General features: G+C 38.7%; 20 protein-coding genes. 15 read left to right on the forward strand and 5 right to left on the reverse strand.

Features of this window, described 5'->3' with window-relative positions; genetic code table 11:
* From Q0371_RS08950 to Q0371_RS08960, 3 genes are all read right to left on the reverse strand, one after another.
* The coding region (locus tag Q0371_RS08950) for a hypothetical protein (protein ID WP_298470438.1) at positions 1-313 on the reverse strand (313 nt) is incomplete at its 3' end.
* Positions 314-333: 20 nt separating this feature from the next.
* The gene (locus Q0371_RS08955) at positions 334-1095 is read right to left on the reverse strand and encodes a hypothetical protein (protein WP_298470440.1); all 762 of its coding nucleotides are present in this window, start codon (positions 1093-1095) and stop codon (positions 334-336) included.
* A gap of 21 nt (positions 1096-1116) precedes the next feature.
* Entirely contained in the window at positions 1117-1926 is an 810-nt protein-coding gene (locus tag Q0371_RS08960) for an alpha/beta hydrolase (protein WP_298470442.1), read from the reverse strand.
* A 92-nt stretch (positions 1927-2018) separates the two neighbouring features.
* Here Q0371_RS08960 and Q0371_RS08965 point away from each other — a divergent pair, with 92 nt between their 5' ends.
* The 5 genes from Q0371_RS08965 to Q0371_RS08985 all read left to right on the forward strand — a co-directional run bounded on the left by Q0371_RS08965 (position 2019) and on the right by Q0371_RS08985 (position 7556).
* Positions 2019-2960: a bile acid:sodium symporter family protein gene (locus Q0371_RS08965; protein ID WP_298470444.1), complete on the forward strand. Its 942-nt coding sequence runs from the start codon at positions 2019-2021 to the stop codon at positions 2958-2960.
* 82 nt (positions 2961-3042) lie between these two features.
* Positions 3043-4470, forward strand: coding sequence for a serine hydrolase domain-containing protein (locus Q0371_RS08970; protein WP_298470446.1), 1428 nt, complete (start codon positions 3043-3045; stop codon positions 4468-4470).
* A 231-nt stretch (positions 4471-4701) separates the two neighbouring features.
* Complete coding sequence (locus Q0371_RS08975; protein WP_298470448.1) at positions 4702-5652, forward strand: dipeptidase; 951 nt, start codon at positions 4702-4704, stop codon at positions 5650-5652.
* A gap of 72 nt (positions 5653-5724) precedes the next feature.
* Entirely contained in the window at positions 5725-6450 is a 726-nt protein-coding gene (locus Q0371_RS08980) for a gamma-glutamyl-gamma-aminobutyrate hydrolase family protein (protein WP_298470450.1), read from the forward strand.
* 98 nt (positions 6451-6548) lie between these two features.
* Positions 6549-7556, forward strand: a complete 1008-nt coding sequence (locus tag Q0371_RS08985) for a M23 family metallopeptidase (RefSeq protein ID WP_169358724.1) — start codon at positions 6549-6551, stop codon at positions 7554-7556.
* A 13-nt stretch (positions 7557-7569) separates the two neighbouring features.
* Here the strand turns inward: Q0371_RS08985 and Q0371_RS08990 are convergent, their stop codons facing one another.
* Positions 7570-7908: a DUF5658 family protein gene (locus tag Q0371_RS08990; RefSeq protein WP_169358725.1), complete on the reverse strand. Its 339-nt coding sequence runs from the start codon at positions 7906-7908 to the stop codon at positions 7570-7572.
* 366 nt (positions 7909-8274) lie between these two features.
* On the opposite strand from Q0371_RS08990, the gene Q0371_RS08995 reads away from it, so the two are divergent.
* On the forward strand, positions 8275-10374 hold the full coding sequence (locus tag Q0371_RS08995) for a hypothetical protein (protein WP_298470454.1): 2100 nt from the start codon (positions 8275-8277) through the stop codon (positions 10372-10374).
* A 212-nt stretch (positions 10375-10586) separates the two neighbouring features.
* A complete protein-coding gene (locus tag Q0371_RS09000; RefSeq protein WP_298470456.1) occupies positions 10587-11054 on the forward strand; it encodes a divergent PAP2 family protein in 468 nt (155 codons plus the stop codon).
* A gap of 108 nt (positions 11055-11162) precedes the next feature.
* On the opposite strand, the gene Q0371_RS09005 is transcribed toward Q0371_RS09000, so the two are convergent.
* Complete coding sequence (locus Q0371_RS09005) at positions 11163-11645, reverse strand: YusW family protein (protein ID WP_169358728.1); 483 nt, start codon at positions 11643-11645, stop codon at positions 11163-11165.
* Between the two features lie 259 nt (positions 11646-11904).
* Between Q0371_RS09005 and ytxJ the strand changes: the two genes are divergently transcribed.
* The 8 genes from ytxJ (at position 11905) to Q0371_RS09045 (ending at position 21091) form a co-directional block, all read left to right on the forward strand.
* Positions 11905-12237 (forward strand): bacillithiol system redox-active protein YtxJ, encoded by a 333-nt coding sequence (gene ytxJ / locus Q0371_RS09010; RefSeq protein ID WP_298470458.1) that lies wholly within the window; start codon positions 11905-11907, stop codon positions 12235-12237.
* A gap of 15 nt (positions 12238-12252) precedes the next feature.
* On the forward strand, positions 12253-13083 hold the full coding sequence (locus Q0371_RS09015) for an STAS domain-containing protein (RefSeq protein ID WP_298470460.1): 831 nt from the start codon (positions 12253-12255) through the stop codon (positions 13081-13083).
* Between the two features lie 367 nt (positions 13084-13450).
* A complete protein-coding gene (locus tag Q0371_RS09020) occupies positions 13451-15232 on the forward strand; it encodes a mechanosensitive ion channel (protein WP_298470462.1) in 1782 nt (593 codons plus the stop codon).
* 217 nt (positions 15233-15449) lie between these two features.
* Entirely contained in the window at positions 15450-16598 is a 1149-nt protein-coding gene (locus Q0371_RS09025) for an acyl-CoA dehydrogenase family protein (protein WP_298470464.1), read from the forward strand.
* Between the two features lie 21 nt (positions 16599-16619).
* Positions 16620-17204, forward strand: coding sequence for a TetR/AcrR family transcriptional regulator (locus Q0371_RS09030; RefSeq protein WP_298470466.1), 585 nt, complete (start codon positions 16620-16622; stop codon positions 17202-17204).
* A 31-nt stretch (positions 17205-17235) separates the two neighbouring features.
* A complete protein-coding gene (locus Q0371_RS09035; RefSeq protein ID WP_298470468.1) occupies positions 17236-18732 on the forward strand; it encodes a long-chain fatty acid--CoA ligase in 1497 nt (498 codons plus the stop codon).
* A gap of 12 nt (positions 18733-18744) precedes the next feature.
* Positions 18745-19929, forward strand: a complete 1185-nt coding sequence (locus Q0371_RS09040; RefSeq protein ID WP_298470470.1) for an acetyl-CoA C-acetyltransferase — start codon at positions 18745-18747, stop codon at positions 19927-19929.
* A 319-nt stretch (positions 19930-20248) separates the two neighbouring features.
* Positions 20249-21091, forward strand: coding sequence for a 3-hydroxybutyryl-CoA dehydrogenase (locus Q0371_RS09045; protein ID WP_251552694.1), 843 nt, complete (start codon positions 20249-20251; stop codon positions 21089-21091).
* Positions 21092-21283: the final 192 nt, after the last annotated feature.

A 21283-nucleotide genomic window follows, 5' to 3' on the forward strand; every position in this document is an offset into this window, starting at 1 on the left:
GCTCGTCGCAAACAAAAGCGTTTGCGGTGGCTGAGGAACTGCCTCCTCGCTTTTCCCCATTTGCCTGTCGGGGCAGTGACAGGCGCTTGCGCTTTTCTTGTTTCATAGAATTTTGCAGAGATGGAGGAGAACCTGGCAAAAGAAGAAGCAGAACCTTGCGGAGACGAGTGAAAACCTTGCGGAAACGGAGGAAAACCTTGCAGAGACGCGGAAGAACCTTGCGGAAACGAATCAAAACCTTGCAGAGATTAACAAGAACCTTGCGGAAACTAGCAAACCTGGAATAGCACAAAAAAAGAACCGTCATCAACATGACGGTCCACGATTTTATATTCACTTAAACAAATAGGTTAGATTTTGTACATAACTGTTAATCGTTAGGTTGCCGATCATCATTGTAATCATGAGTAAGAGTGCAAAGTATAGAACGATGTATAAGAGGAAGCCATATAATGGCTCGAAGTTTTCTTGTTTGCTCGTAAGTATAGCACTGATGACATAAAGCGGGATGAAGAAAACAGCTAATAACAAACACACGGTTAGCATTCCGTTCCCGAAGGCGAAAGATTTTAAAGACATAAGGATCACGGAAAGAGCAGTGCCAATGATAACAATTGGTAGCTGTCCTGCATAGAAGCTAATAATGCTTTTAAAAGAGTGCTGTGGTCCAAAAATAGTGTTTATAAAAAAGATGGATAGGATTGCGATTAATGTTAAAACAAACGTGACGAAGAAAACTTCCATAAATGTTGATAAAAAGCTGGGTGGATTGCTCCAGTACTGGTTAACTGCAAAAAGATAAATCGAGAAGGAGAAAAGAGCTGTAAATAGAAGAATACTTACAGTAGCATTCGGGAATTCGCTTTCTCCTTTGCTATATGTTAACGAGGGACTTTTAAGCTGGCGCATAAAATAATTGGAATACTGCTTTGTGTGGTTTTTCAAAGTTGCCAGGTGGTCTTTTACTGCAATGGGCGCCTCTGTTGCAATAGCAGCTTCCTTAATAATCTCTCTTTGATGCCTCAGTAAATAGTTTCCACAATCCGAGCAATAATTTCCTGATACTTGATCATGATTGCAATTTGGACATTGCATGTTTCTTCCTCCTTTTTTGTTCTAGCCTATAAATCTAGCAAGCTCTTCATTAAACTTTTCTTTTTCTTCATAAAACAAACCATGCCCACTATATTCAAAAGGGACTAACATAGAATTTTGAATTTGCACGTACATCAGCTCTCCTAGTTCATAGGGACAGATTAAATCCCATTTGCCGTGTAGGATAAGTGTAGGAGTATGAATGCGGGTAAGATCACTTCGGAGGTCTTCATCACGCAGTGTTTCTAAGCATTGCGCAGTTGCATGGCCAGACGCAGTAAGACAAAGATTTTGGAACCAGTGCTGAAAACTTTCGCTCAGGTGACGGTGATAGAACAGATTGCCGAAATCCTGCACCATTTTTGGTCGGTCATTATACGTATCGCTTATTAATTCGTTTACTACAGTTATAGGGGTGCCATAAGGAAAATCGGGCTGCATCGTAAACATTGGAGCAGCAGCACCAGCTAAGGCCAGCTTATCGACCTGATGACCTTTGTAACGAGACATATATCGGATGGCAACTGCCCCACCCATCGAGTGACCTAAAAGCGTAATGTTCTCCAGCTGTAGCGTGTCTATAATAACTCGGATATCGTCAGCCATTCTGTTGTAGGAGTAGCTTTCCCAGGGGTTAGAGGATTTTCCAAAGCCACGCAAGTCAAGACCTATACAGCGGTAGCCAAGTGCGGGCAACTGGTTGAATTGATACTCAAACATTTGGTGGTTAGCGGGCCAGCCATGAATAAATAAAATCGTCTTGTCGGCTGATGGGTTTATATCCTCTATGTATATATTCACACCTTTTTCAACCTTTACATAATATCCCATATAAGCCCTCCTATATTATCCGATATATCAATATATGAGGAAATACATAAGGTTATTCTTTAGTGACAGTTAGGATTGGAGACTGATAGACCATGATGCTCAGCATAAATAAATTTTTGGAAAAAACGATGGCTTATTTTATTCCAGTCAGTGTAGTAATCGGGGTATTAGTATCCGATTATATTGTTGACTTTGCATGGCTAATACCATGGATTTTTGCATTTATGACCTTTGCAGGTAGCCTAAATTCAAATTTCGCTTCCTTCAAGGATGCTGTTTTACATCCACTTCCAATCTTCGTGACGTTCACCATTTTGCATATTATTATGCCCTTGCTGTCGCTTGGAATCGGTCATCTCGTGTTTCCAGGAGAAATGCTGACGATTACAGGGCTAGTACTTGCAATGTCTATACCTACAGGGATTACTAGCTTTGTATGGGTTGCAGTGGCAAAAGGAAATAATGTGCTGGCACTTACGATTATTTTATTAGGAGCGCTTCTTTCACCCGTAATTGTTCCTTTAACACTTCATCTTCTAGTAGGTGAAACAGTAGAGATTGATGCACTCGGTATGATGATCGGACTTCTTTGGACGATTGTTATTCCTTCCATTGTAGGAATGATTTTAAATCAGGTAACGAAGGGCAAGGTAGTCGATATTTTAAGTGCTAGGCTTTCTCCGTTTTCTAAGGTGGGCATGGGAATAGTAGTAATGCTAAATGGGGCAGTAGTTGCTCCGTTTTTATTGGAAAGAGGGTTTGCTTTAGTAGGGCTTGGAATTGTTGTAATCATTATCGCTTTTCTAGGTTATGTTCTTTCTTTTTCAGCGGGGAGATTGTTGAAACAGGGGAAGGAAACAGTAATTGCAATGGTCTTTACTGGAGGGATGCGCAACATAAGTGCGGGAGTAGTTCTAGCTACGGCCTATTTTCCAGCAGCTGTTGCTATTCCTGTTGTGCTTGGCATGCTCTTTCAACAAGTTCTTGCTTCCTTGTTTAACTCCTTTATTGAATATTACTACAGAAAAATTTAATTATTTTTATTTTCAAATAATTACGACTTTTGACAGTTCAATTATGCTAAAATATTTTCATAATAATAAAGGGGGATAAGAAATGGTAAATAAAATAGAGATGATGGGGCAATTCGAGCAATATGCAAAGGATCTCATAAAAGAACACAAAATCCCTGGGGTAGGTATTGCTTTTAATCAAAACAATGAACGAATTTATGAAAAAGCCTTCGGGTATCGAAATGTGGAAAAACAGCTTCCCATCGATGCAGACACGATTTTCGGCATAGCCTCCATGACGAAGTCCTTTACGTGTGTAGCCATTATGCAGCTTCAGGAGCTTGGTAAACTGTCTGTCCATGACGAGGTGGTTAAGTATTTACCAGATTTTCGAACGCACGACGAAGAAAAATCCAAGAGAATTACAATACATCATTTGATGACTCATACATCAGGTCTTCCGCCAATTGCAACTCATGTCTATGCAAGGAAGCGTAGTATCGATCAGGATCCATCCGCAAAGGATTATGGTCTAGACCTAGTGAATAATCCAGAACCTGCTATTGACACGTATGAGGAGTTGCTTCATTACATTGCAAAACAAGACTTCGACCTGCTTGGTGAACCAGGGGAGGAGTTCAGCTATTCCAATGACTGCTACGGAATTCTAGGAATAATTATTGATCGAGTGAGTGGTCAATCCTATGAAGAGTACGTAATGGATCATATTTTAAAGCCAATCCAAATGAATAATAGCTTTTTTGATTTGGAGGAATTAAAGAAGAAAGAAAATGCGACTACACTTTATATGTCACGCTACTCTGCAGAGGGGGTGGACGTATATGAGGCTCCGCTTTGGTGGGATGCACCTTCCATGAGAGCAGCAGGTTATTTAAAATCCACTATAAATGACATTCTGAAGTATCTGGCTATGTTTTTAAATGAAGGAATGGCTGGAGAGAATAGAATTCTACAACCAGAAAGTGTACAGCAGATGGTCTATCCACATGTAGAGTTCGAAAAGGGACGCTTTTACGGGTACGGTCTACGAATCATTCCCAATTACTTTGGGACTACCTTTATTAACCATGGTGGGGGCTTGAAGGGAGTTTCTTCGTTTATGGGAATATTACCTGAGAAAGGAATTTCTGGAGTGCTACTAAGCAGTCTAGCAGATGTTCCATCCGACAAGCTGTTCCTTGGAGCACTTAATGGCATAGAGGGTCGGGAGCCGGCTACCAAGCATATGCATTTTCAAACACACGATGTGCCAGTAGAGAAGCTCTCCAAATATAAAGGAACCTTTATTTCTGGAGAGGGTATGAAGGTAAGAGTGGATATAGTGGATGGATGCCTAGCCATTCTAACGGCAAGTGGTCCCAATCCCTTAAAATGTGTAGAAGGTAATTTGTTTATCGGAACTTTAGAGGATCAAGAAAATCTAATTGAGTTTCTAAGTGGAGCAGACGGAAACATAAATGGTATTTTCTATAGCTCCCGTCAAATATTAAAAAGCTCGGATCAGGTGTAGTGCATAGCAGCCCATTATTCGGGGGTGACCGACCGATTATGTGGAAGAACCGACTGATAATTCGGGGTGACCGACCGATTATGTGGAAGAACCGACCGATAATTCAGGGCGACCGACCGATTATGGCACAAAACCGACCGATTAGCTAAATTGGCGCCGAATACTAGCAAAGTTTATCTTTCCAATTAGAAACAGACCAACGTGATGACGATAAGAAGGAGTGAAAATTAATTGAAAATAGTAGATACGCATTGTGATGCGCTTTTGAAGCTACAGCTAGCTAAGCAAGGAAGAATATACAAGGTAAATCCATTAAGCTTTGTTGATGCACCGGAGTTAGAAACGAATATGGTGCGGTTGATAGAGGGGGATGTCCTTGTGCAGTTTTTTGCAGTTTTTATTTTTCCGAATGTGCCAGATGACCAGAAATGGTTATATGCCTTGGAGCAAATAGATTTGTTTTATACAGAGGTGTTGGGAAAAAATCCGAGAATGAAGCATATAAAGAAATGGGAGGATTTAAAGAATTTAAAAGATGGAGAAATTGGGGCAGTTTTGGCATTAGAGGGTGCTGATGCATTTGGAAATGATCTGATGAAGCTTCGTCAGCTTTACAGGTTAGGTGTGCTATCAATAGGGCTCACATGGAATAATGCTAATTTATGTGCAGATGGAGCAGGTGAGCCGAGAGGTGGAGGGCTTACGCTTTTTGGTAAGGAGGTAGTGCTTTTAAATAATGAGTATGGTGTTTTGACGGATGTCTCTCATTTAAGTGAGAAAGGATTTTGGGATGTGATGAATCTTGCGGAGTATCCTTTTGCTTCGCATTCCAATGCTGCAGCGATATGTGAGCACCCAAGAAATTTGAATGATGACCAAGTTAAAGCGATGTTTGCACGTGGTGGGCATATCCATGTAGTTTTTTATCCTCCTTTTATTAACGGGAACCAGACTGCTGAAATTCCAGAGCTTATTAAGCATATAGATCATCTGTGTTCTTTAGGCGGCGTAAAGCAAATTGGGCTTGGGTCTGATTTTGATGGAATGGACTTTTACACAAATGGCCTTCATAATTCCTCCGATTTTCCAGTCTTGATCAATGAGCTATTAAAAAGCTTTTCAGAGGATGAGGTGAAGGGGTTCGCTTACCAAAACTTCTTAAATATGCGAGCAATCCAATAAAATTCAAATTTCATATTATTTACTAAATTCAAAATTAATTGTATAATACAGGAAAATGTTAAGGAGGTTTCTATGAAACCAATTATAGGTGTTTCTTCTAATTTAACGGAGCTTGTACTTTCCGTCCCTACAGATAACATTCATGCGGTAACAAGATTTGGAGGTGTTCCAATCGTATTGCCGAATATGGAGATTGAATTGATAAATTCTATTGCTAACTTAATAGATGGGTTACTTTTAACAGGTGGAGGAGATATTGACCCGACACTTTTCGGCGAAGAACCACATAGAAGTCTCGGAAGTATTGTCCCAGAACGAGATGAATTTGAAGTTGAGCTTATTAAAAAAATGCTGGAGCAAAATAAACCAATTTTAGGTCTATGCCGAGGTGCTCAGATTATGAGTATTGCAGCCGGTGGAGATATGTATCAGGATATTTATGGTCAAATCGATACAACCTTACTTCAGCATGATCAAAAAGCTCCACGTACTCATGCTTCTCATTTTGTGCAGCTCGGAGAAGGAACAGTGTTAAAGCACATTATTGGAAAGGACCGCATTAAAGTAAATAGCTTTCATCATCAGGCGGTGCGCAAAATTCCACAGGGCTATCAAATTTCGGGTATTGCAAGCGACGGAATTATTGAAGCATTTGAAAGTCAACATCATTCCTTTGTTATTGGTATTCAATGGCATCCAGAGTGCTTAGTCACAACCGGAGATGATTCATCCGAGGCAATATTTAAAGGATTTATTGAAGCATGTAAAAATTCAAGTAAACGACTGTCTTTTCAATAGGCGGTCGTTTTTATTTTGCTCAAAAGCTTAATTCTCATTCATGATTTTGATTCGTTTGGGAAAACTAATGAAAGAATTAAAAAGGAGGTAAAACATTCATGCGCTTGCTTATTAAAATAATGTCTGTCGGCTTTCTATGTCTATTTTTTGCCTCCGAGGCTTCGGCTGCCGAAGAGCTCACGCGCGAGCAAATTTTAGATAAGCGGATGGAATACTATATAAAGTACTCCACGGATACATTACCATGGTATTACTTGGCTGCAGTGGACCAATATGAGCGGAATATACAGGAGGTAAGGAAAGATCTGCCTGAGCGAGATGGTGTTGTTGCCGTACAATTTACGGATGATTTTTGGGTAGGGCCGCTTAATCCGCTTGGAGACGACACTAATCTGACAACCATTTCTTATTTTGAAGGTCAAGGAAGAGATGGCGATAATGATGGAATTGCGGATCGCCAAAATGATGAGGATGTCATGTTCACGCTTGTCCAATATTTAAGCCCCCAAGTTCATTCAGAGAAGGATTTTGAAAAGGCTTTAAAGCGATATTATGACAAAGATCTAACGGTGAAACAAATATTGACGAATGCAAAGATTTATAAGACCTATGAGGTATTAAATCTGGATAAGCGGGCGTTTGTGCTTGCCATCAGCCACAATTATAGTTATCGCAGTACTTGGGGAGATAAGCGCGGCTGGGGTGGACGACGAATGCATGAGGGCACTGATCTTTTTGCCTATAGCGGTGTTCCAGTAAAATCGGCAACATACGGTATAGTGGAAACCAAGGGCTGGAATGACTACGGTGGCTGGCGAATTGGTATTAGAGATGTGAACAATACGTATCATTATTATGCTCATCTTTCAGGGTTTGCTAAAGGAATTGAGGAAGGAAAAATTGTTGAACCTGGTACAGTCATTGGTTACGTAGGCAGCTCTGGATATGGAAAAAAAGGGACTGCTGGTAAGTTTGCTCCACATCTTCATTATGGAATGTACAAATACAATGGTCGCACGGAATGGGCATATGATCCTTTTCCTTTGTTACAAAAATGGGAAAGGGAAGAGAAAACTCGCTATAAGTTAAATCCAGCAGCTAGGTAGTTGCTGGATTTTTTTATGCAATGAAGAGTACATATATCCAATAAATATGCTTGAACAAGACGAAGGCATATAGGAATAGTGCTCCCGCTATAAGTAACTGTAAAAAGGCATTTGGCTTTAATTTTGTAATTATCAATATGAATAAAATCGGTAAGATAATTTTAATCGAAAAAAAACCAAGGATACTCGTTTCATACATATAACGCATCAGTGGATTGGCTTCTTCTATATATCCGTTGCTTAAACCAAAATGGGTGATAAAGCTATCACAAATAGCTAACAATAAAAGAAGTATGGCTGTGTAATGCCATCTATTTTGTTCTGTAGCTTTACTTTTAATTTTTGTGTCCATAAGACCAGCTTCCTTTCTTTAGTTAACTGATATCAGTATGAGGACGTTCGAATCTTATTAACCCTTTTTATGGAATAAAATTTAAGAAATACAAATAATGTTAACTATTTTAAAAAATAAAAAATTAAAAATATGACTTATAAAATAATAATTTGTTATTTCTTGTAGAATTAGCAAATAAAATAGAAGGACTATAGAATCATAAACTGATATTCAATAAACTAAATTTTCTTGAAATTAAATAGACTGATAGATAGAATTGAAAATAATATGTATATCTTTGGAAAATATTGCGACTGAATGAAATGGTTTAGCAGCAAAATATTTTAAAAAGATTTATATAAAAATAGGGGGAATCGGAAGCTTATGAAAAAATTAGTTGTGGCAATCGTATTAGTAATATCACTTCTTTCGAATTCGTTTGTGGGGGCAGCTTATGCATCTCCACTTGAAACGGTTGAAAAGGCTCAGATCCAAATAGAAAATGCGAAAAAGACTTCTATTAAATCTCCTTTTTTAAGTTCAATCATTGATCAAACTGTCGCTAAATTATTTATGGCGATGCTTTATGTAGTGCCGCCCGCTTCAAAGGTGAAGGAAAGTGATGAAAAAGTGATCAAGGTGGTTCGTGCCACTTATGAAAAGCTAACAGCAAAACAGAAGAAGCTAGTAGATATAACTAGATTAGTGGATGCAGAGAATGCTTTAATCGCATTAAAAGCAGCTAAGGAAGATAAGAAAATTGCTGCAAAAGTTGTAGAGCTAATCGATCAAATTAATAAAGAGTCTAGTGCAAAACAGTATAAACAAGCAGTTACCGTTGCACTAACTGAATATAATAAACTAACGGACAAGCAGAAGGCATTGGTTACTAATTCGGCTAAGCTGACGAAAGAAGCAGCTGATTTAAAAGCTGCTGAACAAGAGGCTGCAAAAATTACACCGTCAGCAATTGGAGAACTAGTTGAAGGAGATATTTTAGTTAATAAAATTTCTGCTTTAATTGGCGAGGATTATACGGTGACTTTATTGTCTACACCTGAAGGAATGGTTGTAGATGGGAAAATTGTACAGCCTGAAATTGGGCAAGCGGATAAGTCAGGGACAGTGGTAATGCTACTTACAAGAACAGACGGAACAAAGGTAGAGCATTCTATAGAGCTTACGGTTAAAGCTAAAGTCAATTTGGACAAAGGACTTTCACAAATTAGCTTATTCAAGGACAGTACCTCATCTAAGATTGACTTTACGACCATTTCGAATTTTGCTTTAAAAAATAAAGAAACGAACAAAGTTTATAACGTAGGAACTACACCGAACAACCAAAAGAATGTGTATCAGATGAAGGATCTTCCGACAGGAACTTATACGATTGAGTTTAACGCACCAGATGTGTTCCAAGTCCATAGCATTCAACTTGGGGATTCATATAAGGAAACGATTTATGATCCTGCTAGTAATCCTCTAGTCATTACGAAGGATAAAACAACCTATGTGAAAATCATTTTAAAGTCGGAAATCACTTTACAGGAAATTAAACCGTTGGAAAACTTAACAGTACCTTACGATATTTCTTATGATGATTTTGTAGCTGCACTACCAAAGCAAGGTAAAATTGTAGATTCAAGAGGACAGGAGCACACCGTTCCATTGAAATGGGATGTGCGCCCATTCCAGTTTGAAAATTACACGAAGCCAGGAACTAGAACTTTATCTAGTGAATTCTTTAATTTACCTTTAGAGGTATCTAATAGTACGCCAGCACAACGTCTGGAAATGACTATTCAAGTCATATTTCCAGAGCCAGAAAAAAGCAACTCGCATATTAGCTTATACAAAGATAGTACATCCTCTATGAATAAAATTGATTTTACAAACATTAGTAATTTTAGCTTGAAAAACAAAAAGACAAATAAAGTGTATCAAGTAGGCACTACACCGAGTAATCAAAAACATGTGTATCAAATGAAGGATATTCCTGAAGGTTCTTATACTATTCATTTTGATACATCGGATTCGATGAGTGTAAGTCATATTGAGCTTGGGGAAGCCTATAAAGAAACAATTTACAACGCAGATACTAATCCATTGGTGATTACGAAAGGGAAAACTGCATATGTGAAAATTGTTGTATCGTCTGAGGTAACTCTCGAAACCATTAGTCCATTAGAGACTTTAACCGTTCCTGCAGATATTACGTATGATGATTTCCTAGCTCAATTGCCGAAGCAAACAACTATTATTGATTCGGATGGGGAAGTGCATACAGTAGCGATTACATGGGATGTGCGTCCATTCCAGTTCACTAGCTACAAAAAGCCTGGAACCGTTTCGTTAACTAGCCAGTTCTTTAAGCTGCCAATTGAAGTGTCTAACAGCACTCCAGCCCAACGCTTAGAGGTAGGCTTGCAAGTGGTTTTCGCGGCACCGGATGCACCTGACGCAGTAGAGGAAGAGGAACTATAGTATAATTTGGATGAAAGAATCTCTTTAGGGCCACGTGGTCTTAAAGAGATTTTTTATTATTTGTAAAGGCGTGATTTTATTAGAATAGGGAAGCTTCGTTAATGGAAGAAGTGTTAGTTACTTAAAGAAAGTAAGGTTATTATGCTAGTTATTGGGTATTTTAATAAGGTATATTTAATTGGACAAAATACATAGAACAATGGAGGCAGAAGATGGCGAAGATGAATAAAGGAATTATAACGGCGTTATCAGCAATTGGATTGGCTCAAGGATTAAAGGTGTTTACCCATAAAAAAATAACTGGGGAATGGGATTTGAAACAAGCGTTTACAACTGGTGGGATGCCAAGCTCTCATTCAGCAGGTGTAGCAGCTCTAGCTTCATATGTAGCAGCAAACAGAGGCACACGCCACACGGAAACAGCATTAGCAGTTGTGTTTGGAGCAATTGTTATGTACGATGCACAAGGTATTAGACGCCATACTGGAGAAATCGCTCAGCTAGTGAACGATTTAGAAAAAAACGTTGTAGCTCTATCTGGTAATTTCCCTAGCTTTGAGGTTGTAAAAAGAGAAGAGGAACTAAAGGAATTACTAGGCCACCAACCAGTAGAAGTACTAGCTGGAGCAGCACTAGGCACAGTGTTTGGAATACTTTGCGCCAGACTTGAAGACCGATAACGTGGGACAAGTGTGGATGAAATGTTACAGGTGCCTGGCACCTGTAACATTTCAGAGGAAATAAAAAAGGCCATGGCGATCAGTTAAATCGCTTTGGCCTTTAGTGCTTTAGTTGACTGCGTAATTTTTTGTTTCACCATCATCATATTGGATGTCTAGGTTAAATGCAGTGAAGTCTTCTACTTCAAATGCTTTTGAAACCTCTTCTACTACATCCTCCGTATTCATTTCTTTCGTTAAATTTAGGTCTTTAAAGATAGGATCAAGTGTTTCAGCTGCTCCTTCACCTTCTGCGTTTACAGCCGTGTGCATATTTTTATAAACTGCTGAAGATGAGTCCAATTTATACTCTACAATGACAGCATCTTCGTTGTCTGGAGTATCGATAATTAAAGTGAATTCCTGGAAGCCATAGTCTGTTTCAGGATTAGTAACAACTTGTGCAGAATCATCAACTGGGTTTGGCTCAACTACGTCGGATTTCAATACATTTTCATCATTCTCATCGTTATTATCATTGCAAGCTCCTAATAAGAATGTAGTTGAAAGAATGGATGTAATTATTAACGCTCTTTTTTTATTTATCATCATGTTGCTCCTTCCTTGATGTTCTTGTACTTACTCTTTTAATATCCAAATATAATATACGTTAAACAAATATTTTCCTAAAAGTGGGATAATACTACTTTTAATAGCTAGGATGGAACCAATAGATTATTATCATTATCATTATTACAGGTGCCTGGCACCTGTAATAATGAACACCTGTAATAATGATGTTGATGTGTAATAGTGGTTTAATGGGTAGCGTATAGGGTATGGAGAATGATGAAAGGGTAGGGTGATTTTTGTGACGAGTTATAAGGAAATTACGAGTGTTGATGAATGGAAAGATGTATTAAAACTTTCTGATGCCCAGAAGATTTTGGTTTTAAAACACAGTACTACTTGCCCAATTAGTGCGAGGGCTTTTCGAGAATTTGAATCATTTGACACGCCATTAGAGAAGTATTTAGTTAAGGTGAGGGAGAGCAGAACGGTTTCAAATGAAATGGAGAGTGATTTGGGCGTTAAGCATGAGTCACCACAGGTCTTTTTAGTCGGAGACGGGAAAGCTGTTTGGAATGCATCTCATCATCAGATCAATCGAACAGAATTAGCAATCGCCACTAAATCTTCTTAAAAGGTGTGTAAATAAATGAATGAAATTTTAACTGTGAGTGAGTACCTTGTAAAAAATGCAGAAACAATTGGAGAAGAGCTAACCAAACGTGTTGTTGCGGAAGCACAAAGCATGGATGAAAATATAAATATTGAACCATATATAACTACGAAAAAAAGAAATCAAGAACTTATATCCATTTTAGGAGCAGCGCTTAATAAACCTAAAAATATCGCTGAAGAGGAATTAGCTCATTGGATCAATGAAGTACGAAGTGATGAAATCGCTAACTTTTCAAGCTTTTCTGCCCATATCGCGACTACTGTTAAAAGTAGAACCATTTTTTTAGAATATCTGAATGAAATTTGTTTGTCGTTACATGTAACTTCAGAAAGCATTGTAAGCATCAACAGTCAAATTAGTTACTTGTTTGATGTGTGGATGGTTAATAAAATGCATGTCTATGAGGACCATAGGGAGCAAATGATTATAGAGCATCAAAGAGCAATCAACGATTTGAGCGCTCCGATTGTACCAATTCAACATGGAGTAGCAGTTCTTCCTCTTGTTGGGTCTATAGATTATATTAGAGTACAGCATTTGTTGACCTATGTATTGCCTACCATTCCTGACATGGACATTGATTTTTTAATCATTGATTTTTCAGGTATTCTAACAATTGATGAGGAAATTGCTCAGCATATTTTCACCATTCATAATGTATTAGAGCTGCTTGGCATTCATGTGTTGTTCACCGGCATCCGACCTAATCTTTCCATGGTTATCGTCAAAGCAGGAATCGATTTTAGTTCCTTCCAAACCTTTGGTAGTGTAAAGCAAGCGATAGAAAGTATAAATAATAAGTAAATCGTACTATAACTTTAGCTTCTTTCATAGAGCTGTGGTGGCATAGAGCTACTACAGTTTTTATTTATGCAAAAATAGGATGGTAGAAAAAAGTACAAAGGAATTTCTCAAATAAAATAGCGCATAGCGAGCGAAATTGAATCTTCGCGAGCTTAATGATGATTAGAATAGCTATTTTTTCTTTCATTAGTAAAAGTGCAAGTGAAATTTCATAAATCAAAGGACCTAAAAATAGGAAGTATATAGGATATTTGATTTGCATGTGTCAGGCTGATTATTCCCCTTTTGATAAATTCTTTAGTTTAGAAGAATCGTAGGAGGGGTAGATGGAGGTTGGGAACATTTATAAAACAAAGGAGGACATGGAATGTTTGATGAATTATATTGGAGGAACACCCTTCACTTTTTACCAGAGCTTTTATTAGCATTATTGGTCTTATTAATAGGTTTTTTTGTAGCTAAGCTACTAGAAAATGCTACCTTTAAGCTTTTAAGGAAGTACCGTGTCAATGAAAGACTTGGCAATATTAAGGGTGAGTGGTCAGTAGAGAAAATTCTTAGTAAGGTAGTTTTCTTTATTGTATTAATCTTTGCATTTATCCTGTTCTTTTCTATTTTAAATATGGGTAATTTAGTATCTCCATTTGTCTCTATGTATTCAGGGATTACAGGTGGTGTGCTAAACATTTTGAAAGCTGGTCTCATCTTATTGTTTGCATGGGTTCTAGCTACGCTTGTTAAAAAAGTTATTAAGATGACTGGAAATAGATTTAGTCTAAATAAATACATTATGAAAACCGGAGGAGACCCTTCCAAGGTAGACCAAGTTAAATGGACAGATACTGCTGCAAATGTGGCATATTATTTAATCTTCCTTTTGTTCATTCCGGCAGTACTAAACGCGCTTGGAATTGATGGATTAAGTGGACCTTTGGAAGGTATGCTTGCTAGCTTCTTTAATTTCATACCTAAGCTAGTGTCAGCTGCAATCGTGTTTGCAATCGGTTGGTTTGTAGCTAAGCTTGTACGTACATTAGTAGAGAAGTTTCTACAGGCTGCAGGAGCAGATAAGCTTGCAGATAAGATGAAGCTTTCTAGTTTTATCGAAGGTACGAGTCTTTCTAAGATTGTAGGAATCGTTGTATTTGTATTAATCATTATTCCGGTTTCCATTACTGCATTGGAAATTTTAGATTTACAAGGCATTTCACAACCAGCAATTGCAATGTTAAATAATATTCTAGCAATGCTACCTAAGATTTTCGTAGCAATAGTATTAGTGCTTGTAGGTATTGTTGTTGCTAAGTGGGTTAAAGATGTGGTTGTTACTTTACTACAAAACCTTGGCATCAACTCGATATTTGGTAAAATGGGCTTCGCTTCAACTGGAGGATCCGCTCCTTCCTTTGCAGCAATAATTGGTACTATCGTTCAAGTGTTTATTATTTTATTGTTTGTAGTGGAAGCTCTACAAGTGTTAGAACTAGAGTTTATGGTTACTCTTGGAACAGCAATATTTGCTTATTTACCACATGTCCTTGCGGCAGTTGTTATATTGGCAGTAGGATTCTGGTTAGCAAGTTTAGTAGAGAAATTAGTAGGAAGCGTTATGAAGCATTCCTCTGGTACTCCGCATTTTCTACGTTACGTTGCTAAGTACGCTATCTTAGCCTTTGCATTTTTCATGGCATTAAGTCAGTTAGGTATTGCAGCAGCAATCATTAACTCTGCATTTATCCTAATCTTAGGTGGAGTTGCTTTAGCGTTCGGTCTAGCGTTTGGTTTAGGTGGACGTGAGCACGCAGCTCGTTATTTAAGTAAAATGGAAAAAAGTATTGAGGATGCAGACGTATCAAAGGAAAGATATAAAGCGGAAGCTAAGGGAATGAAAGAATCATTTAAAGAAAATTTCCGTGATCCTTCAGAAGCAGAAAAAAGTTTAAGAAGAGGAAAAGGGCCACATATCGATGAGGTTAAACCAGTCGGGGACTTCGAACCACAAAATGGTGTAGATACTCCTACAGGAAACCCTATGGATGCAGCTCATGAAGAAGATTCACCGAGCACTGGATATAACATCCCGTCAACAAATGATTTACATCCATATGATGATCTTCCTTCAAATGACGACGATAACAGAAATAAATAATACACAGACACCCTAGCATGCAAGTTGCTAGGGTGTTTTTATCGTTACTAAGGTAAGAGAATTGATTACAGAAAGATTGCAGGTGCCAGGCACCTGCAATCTTTCTGTAATTTATAAAAATTTAAACGGCGTTCAATTTTTAGTTTTATTTTGTTTGTTTGGATTGTATAATTGTTAATAGTAACAATTTTCTGAATTAAGTAAGGAGGGGATGTAGGTGAAGGCTGCGTTTTTGACAGAGGAGCATGAGCTATTTCGGAAGTCTTTAAGGAGAATGCTTGATAAGGAAGCATATCCTTTTTATGAGGAGTGGGAGGCGAAGCGGGAGATTCCTCGTTCGTTTTGGTTGAAGATGGGGGAGAATGGCTTTTTATGTCCATGGGTGGATGAGGCTTATGGTGGTTTAGGGTTAGATTTTTCTTACTCGATGGTTCTAACAGAGGAGCTCGAGCGTGTTGGTCAAGGGTTGGCAAGTGGTATGTGTCTTCACTCGGATATTGTAAGCCCTTACATTGCGGAGCTTGGGACAGAGGAACAAAAGCAAAGGTGGCTGCCACGTTGCGTTACTGGGGAGCTTATCAATGCTATTGGAATGACGGAACCGGGTGCAGGCTCTGATTTGGCGGGTATTAAAACAACAGCTCGTCGCGATGGTGACTATTATATTTTAAATGGAGAAAAGACGTTTATAACGAATGGGACGATTGCTGACTTTGCAATTATCGTTTGTAAGACGGACGCTTCCGCACAGCCCGCGCATAGAGGCATCAGCTTGCTTGTCGTGGAAAAAGGCATGGAAGGATTCAAGCATGGGAAGAAGCTCGATAAAATCGGTATTCATAGCGGTGATACTGGTGAGTTGATATTTGAGGACGTTCGAGTCCCAGTAGACAATTTATTAGGGGAGGAAGGCAAAGGTTTTTATTATTTAATGCAAAACCTTCAGCAGGAACGACTAATTGTAGCTATTCAATGTCAGGTAGAAGCGGAGGAAATGCTTCGAATCACACTAGATTACATAAAGAATAGAAAAGCATTTGGTCAGTCTATCAGTAAGTTTCAAAATACCCAGTTTAAAATAGCTGAAATGGCAACGGAAATTGATATCGGGAGAACTTATATTAACTCATTAACTGCTCGTCACATCGCTGGAGAGGATTTAGTGAAGGAAGTGGCGATGGCCAAATGGTGGATTAGTGAAATGGCGAAGCGAGTGGCTGCAGAATGCTTACATTTGCATGGAGGATATGGGTATATGGAAGAGTACGAGATTGCTAGAAGATATCGGGATATTCCCGTAGCTAGTATTTACGCAGGTACCACTGAGATTATGAAGACGATTATTGCTAAAAAGCTAGATTTGTAAATGCGCAAGGAGGTAATCCTTTTGGCAATCTCACCAAATAAAATTAGGAAAAAGAAAGAGGAAATTATACTTTCTGCAGTGAAGATCATGAATGAAAAGGGACATCAGCGAGCGACGATGGAAGAAATCGCAGCAGAGCTTCAAATGACGAAGGGGTCACTCTACTATTATTTTAGGAATAAGGAGGATTTGATCTTCCGATGTCATGAGCTTGTACTTGAGCAGGCAATTGACGAGCTTCGCGAGGCTTTTCATTCCAACGTTTCCAACGAAGTAAGGCTTCGCCAAATGATTGCTATTCATGTGAAATATGCAGTAAAGGAAAAGGAATCCTTTAACATGATTATTAAGCCGGATGAAACATTTTCAACGGATCACCTTCATCCCATCTTAAAGAAAAGAAATGAGTACGAGGGCTGGTTCGACCGAGTAATTCTTGCTGGTATAGAATGTGAAGATTTCAATATTAATGAACCTAAAATTGTACGAATGATGCTATTGGGTGCTCTAAATTGGATTCAGCAATGGTATAAGAAGGCTGGAGATAAATCTCTAGAAGAATTGCAACAAATTTATAGTGATTATTTATTGAAGGTAATGAAGTGAGTTTAATCAATTAAAAAGGAGATTGGTTATTATGTTAATTACTGAACAATTGGCATCACATGTAAAAGAGCGACCTAATCACATTATTACGCAATTCAATGGAAGAGAGATTACTTATTCCGCATTTTATGAAAAAGCAAAACGGCTTGCTGGCTTTTTTCAAGCAAAGGGCTATAAACAAGAGGATGTTATCGCCCTATATTTAAATAACTCGGATTACTTTTTAATCTGTTATTATGCATGTCAGCTCGGTGGTTTTACAGTTATGCCGGTTAATACAAAGCTTGCTGCACCTGAAATTGAATATATATTCAAGCATTCGGAGGCGAAGACACTCGTTTATGATGTTCGATTGGAACCTGTATTGCATGAAATACCGGAGACATTTGAAGGATTTTTACACACCATACAGGTTGGTGGGGATAATACACTAGAGGCTATATTTGCAGATTCAAGCTTAGTAATGAATGAAGTCGCTATAAATGAACAACAGACAAGTGTCATTTTTTATACGTCTGGCACAACTGGGAAGCCAAAAGGGGTCATGCTTTCTGCTCAAAATGTATATGCGACCGCACAAATATGGGGAGAAGCAATGGATCTGAATGAAAGGGATCGAATGCAGATAGTTGCACCGCTATTTCATTGCGCAGCGAGTCATGTCTTTAGCATTCCAGTAATTTATGCGGGAGGGACAATTGTCATAGAGGAGGCATTTTCCCCGGAGCAGGCGTTGACTACAATGGAGCAAGAGAAAATTACTATATTTTTTGGAGTACCTGCGATGTACAGTATTTTACTGAACACATCAAAAATTAAACAAATAGAGCTTCCAAGTTTGAGGCTATTGACTTATGGTGCTGCTCCAATGCCTTATGAGCTCGTTCGAAAGGTGAAATCTTTATTCCCAAATGTAAAGGTTCAAAATCTCTACGGGCAAACAGAGAATTCTCCGGCAGCAACAACCTTAAAGGACCATTTTGCACTGGATAAGGTCGGGTCTGTAGGAGAAGCACTACCGAAGACAGAAGTTCAAGTGGTTGATGAGTTTGGAGATCCGTTACCACATGGTCAGGTAGGAGAAATTGTCGTGAAGGGTCCTCAGGTGATGAAAGGTTATTTAAAGAACGAGGAGGAAACGAATCGGGCAATCCAAAATGGTTGGTTATATAGCGGGGATTTAGGTAGGTTTGATGAAGATGGCCTGCTTTATATTGTTGATCGAAAGAAGGATATGATTATCCGAGGCGGAGAGAATGTTTATCCCGTGGAGGTGGAAGAAGTTCTCTATCAAGTTCCAGAGCTGCTAGAGGCGGCAGTTGTTGGAGTCCCTCACACAGTGTATGGGGAAGTGCCTAAGGCGTTTGTTGTTTTAAAAGATGGAAATGAGATAACGGAGGAAGAAATATTGGCATTTTGTTCTAAACGCTTGGCAAAATTTAAAATGCCAGTAGAGGTCGACTTTATGGAAAGCCTTCCTAGAAATGCGAGTGGAAAGGTTTTAAAGAATTCTCTTCGAAACAGTTAGGAGGAATAGTGGATGAAAACAGTATATTTAATTGATGGAGCAAGGACGGCATTTACGAGCTTTGGAGGATCCTTTGCCCATGTGAAAGCAGATGACTTAGGTGCAGCAACAGCAAGAGAAGCAATGAAACGATCGGAAGTCGGGCCGGATCAAATCGATCATGTCATATATGGAAACGTCATTCATTCTAGCACGAACGCAGCTTTCCTTTCACGTCATATCGGACTGAAGGCAGGTATACCAGTAGAGGTTCCAGCGATGAATGTGAATCGCTTATGTGGATCCGGCTGTCAATCAATTGTATCGGCAGCTCAAATGATCATGTTAGGCGAAGCGAACATTGTTCTCGCTGGTGGAGCTGAAAATATGTCGATGTCTCCCTATGCAAATTTTACTGCTAGATTTGGTGGTAGTAAGATGGGGTCGATGAAGTATGAGGATATGGTGCTTAGCACGTTAACGGATGAGTATATAGGAAGTGGCATGGGGATGACTGCTGAGAAGCTAGCAGAGCAATATAGCTCACCTCGAGCAGAGCAAGACGAGTTTGCCTTACTTAGCCAAAAACGAGCAGCTCATGCACAGGAATCGGGCAGATTTGCAGAGGAAATAGTAGCTGTAGAGGTTCCTTCTAGGAAGGGAACTATAATGGTGGATCAGGATGAGCATATTAAGGGTGAAGTTAATCAGGAAAAATTGGCATCCCTTAAGCCTTCCTTTATGCAAAATGGAACCGTGACGGCGGGTAATGCTAGTGGTATTAATGATGGAGCGGCTTCGGTTATTATAGCAAGCGGTGAGGCCGTGGAGAAGCATGAGCTTAAGCCTTTAGCTAAGATTATCTCGTGGGGGATAGCGGGCGTTGATCCATCCATTATGGGGATTGGTCCCGTACCCGCAATTAAACAAGCACTTGCTCGTGCAGAAATGACGTTAGAGGAAATAGATTTAATAGAAGTAAATGAAGCCTTTGCCTCTCAGTATTTAGCGGTAGAAAAGGAGTTAGGATTAGATAGAGACAAAACAAATGTCAATGGAGGAGCAATTGCACTAGGTCACCCAGTTGGGGCAAGTGGTACTCGTGTCTTCCTTTCTTTAGCATATGAGCTTAAGAGAAGAGGGTTAAAATATGGAGTCGCAAGTCTTTGTATTGGTGGTGGCCAGGGAATTGCCGTCATTATAGAGAATGTAAATTAATTTAGTATAGGACTTTTACTTTTTTTAAAGTAGAAGTCTTTTTTAGAGCTATTTAATTGGATTATTAGAGGTAGACGTTTTACATATGATTTTATTGATGGATAGTGTTCGTCTATTATTTAAGTAGTTATTTATACTCGGGAGCAATCAATTTTACTTTTAAACCATAATTTACATGTTTCTCTAGATAACTAATGGAATAGGAAGTATAATGTTATTATTAGATAATATTCTGATAATTGAAGCTAGATATGTGTCAAAAAGAATAATGAGGGAATAAGGATTACAAAGAACATCTAAGAGTTTTTAGGAGGTTATCATGATGAAAATTGGTGTATTAGGTGCAGGTACCATGGGAAATGGCATTGCACAAGTAATGGCTTCAGCGGGACATGAGGTCACGCTTTGTGATATTGATAACGAGATACTAAGAACAGCGGCATCTACAATCGATGCTAATTTATGGAGGCTTTATAAAAAGGAAAATAAAGAGTTTAGTGAGATTGGGCGGGTACTAAGCAGAATTACGTTCACTACTGATAAAACCAAACTAGCAGGACTTGATATAGTAATAGAGGCTATATTAGAAAATCGTGATATTAAGAAAAGAGTCTTTGCTGAACTGGATGCAATTTGTGACCCAAAAACCATTTTAGCTTCCAATACCTCTGGTTTAAGTATTACGGAAATAGGATCCGCAACTGGGAGACCTGACCGTGTCATTGGGATGCATTTCTTTAATCCTGTGCCAGTCATGAAATTAGTAGAAATCATAAAAGGCTCTGAAACTAGTGATGAAACATATGATACCGTAAAAAAACTAGTAGAAGACAGCGGTAAAGAAAGCATTACTATATTAGATGCTCCGTTATTCGTCGTAAATCGTATATTAGTTCCAATGATCAATGAAGCTATCTTCGTTCTAGGAGAAGGCATCGCTTCTGCTGAAGATATAGATAAAGGGATGGTGTTAGGAACAAACCAACCAATTGGTCCACTAGCGCTAGCGGATCTTATCGGATTGGACACACTTTTATCAGTAGCAGAGACATTATTTGAAGAAACTGGAGACACCAAATACCGAGTTGCACCACTCTTAAGAAAATATGTTAGAGCCGGCAAGCTAGGCAGAAAAACAGGCAGAGGCTTCTATACGTATTAAAATACAAAACCACATCCATCATGGATTGTGGTTTTTTTATGTGCAAAACATAAATTCACCGTGTATATTTCACGGATAAAAAGGCGTAGAGTTATTTACAACTCTCCGCCCAGACTGTAGACAAACTCTAATAAATATGGAGTTTGCCTACAGTCTTTTTTCTTTTAAAATAGAAGTAACGCGAGGAAGAGT

Source organism: uncultured Psychrobacillus sp. (assembly GCF_938022135.1).
In the GTDB taxonomy this organism is placed as follows: Bacteria; Bacillota; Bacilli; order Bacillales_A; family Planococcaceae; genus Psychrobacillus.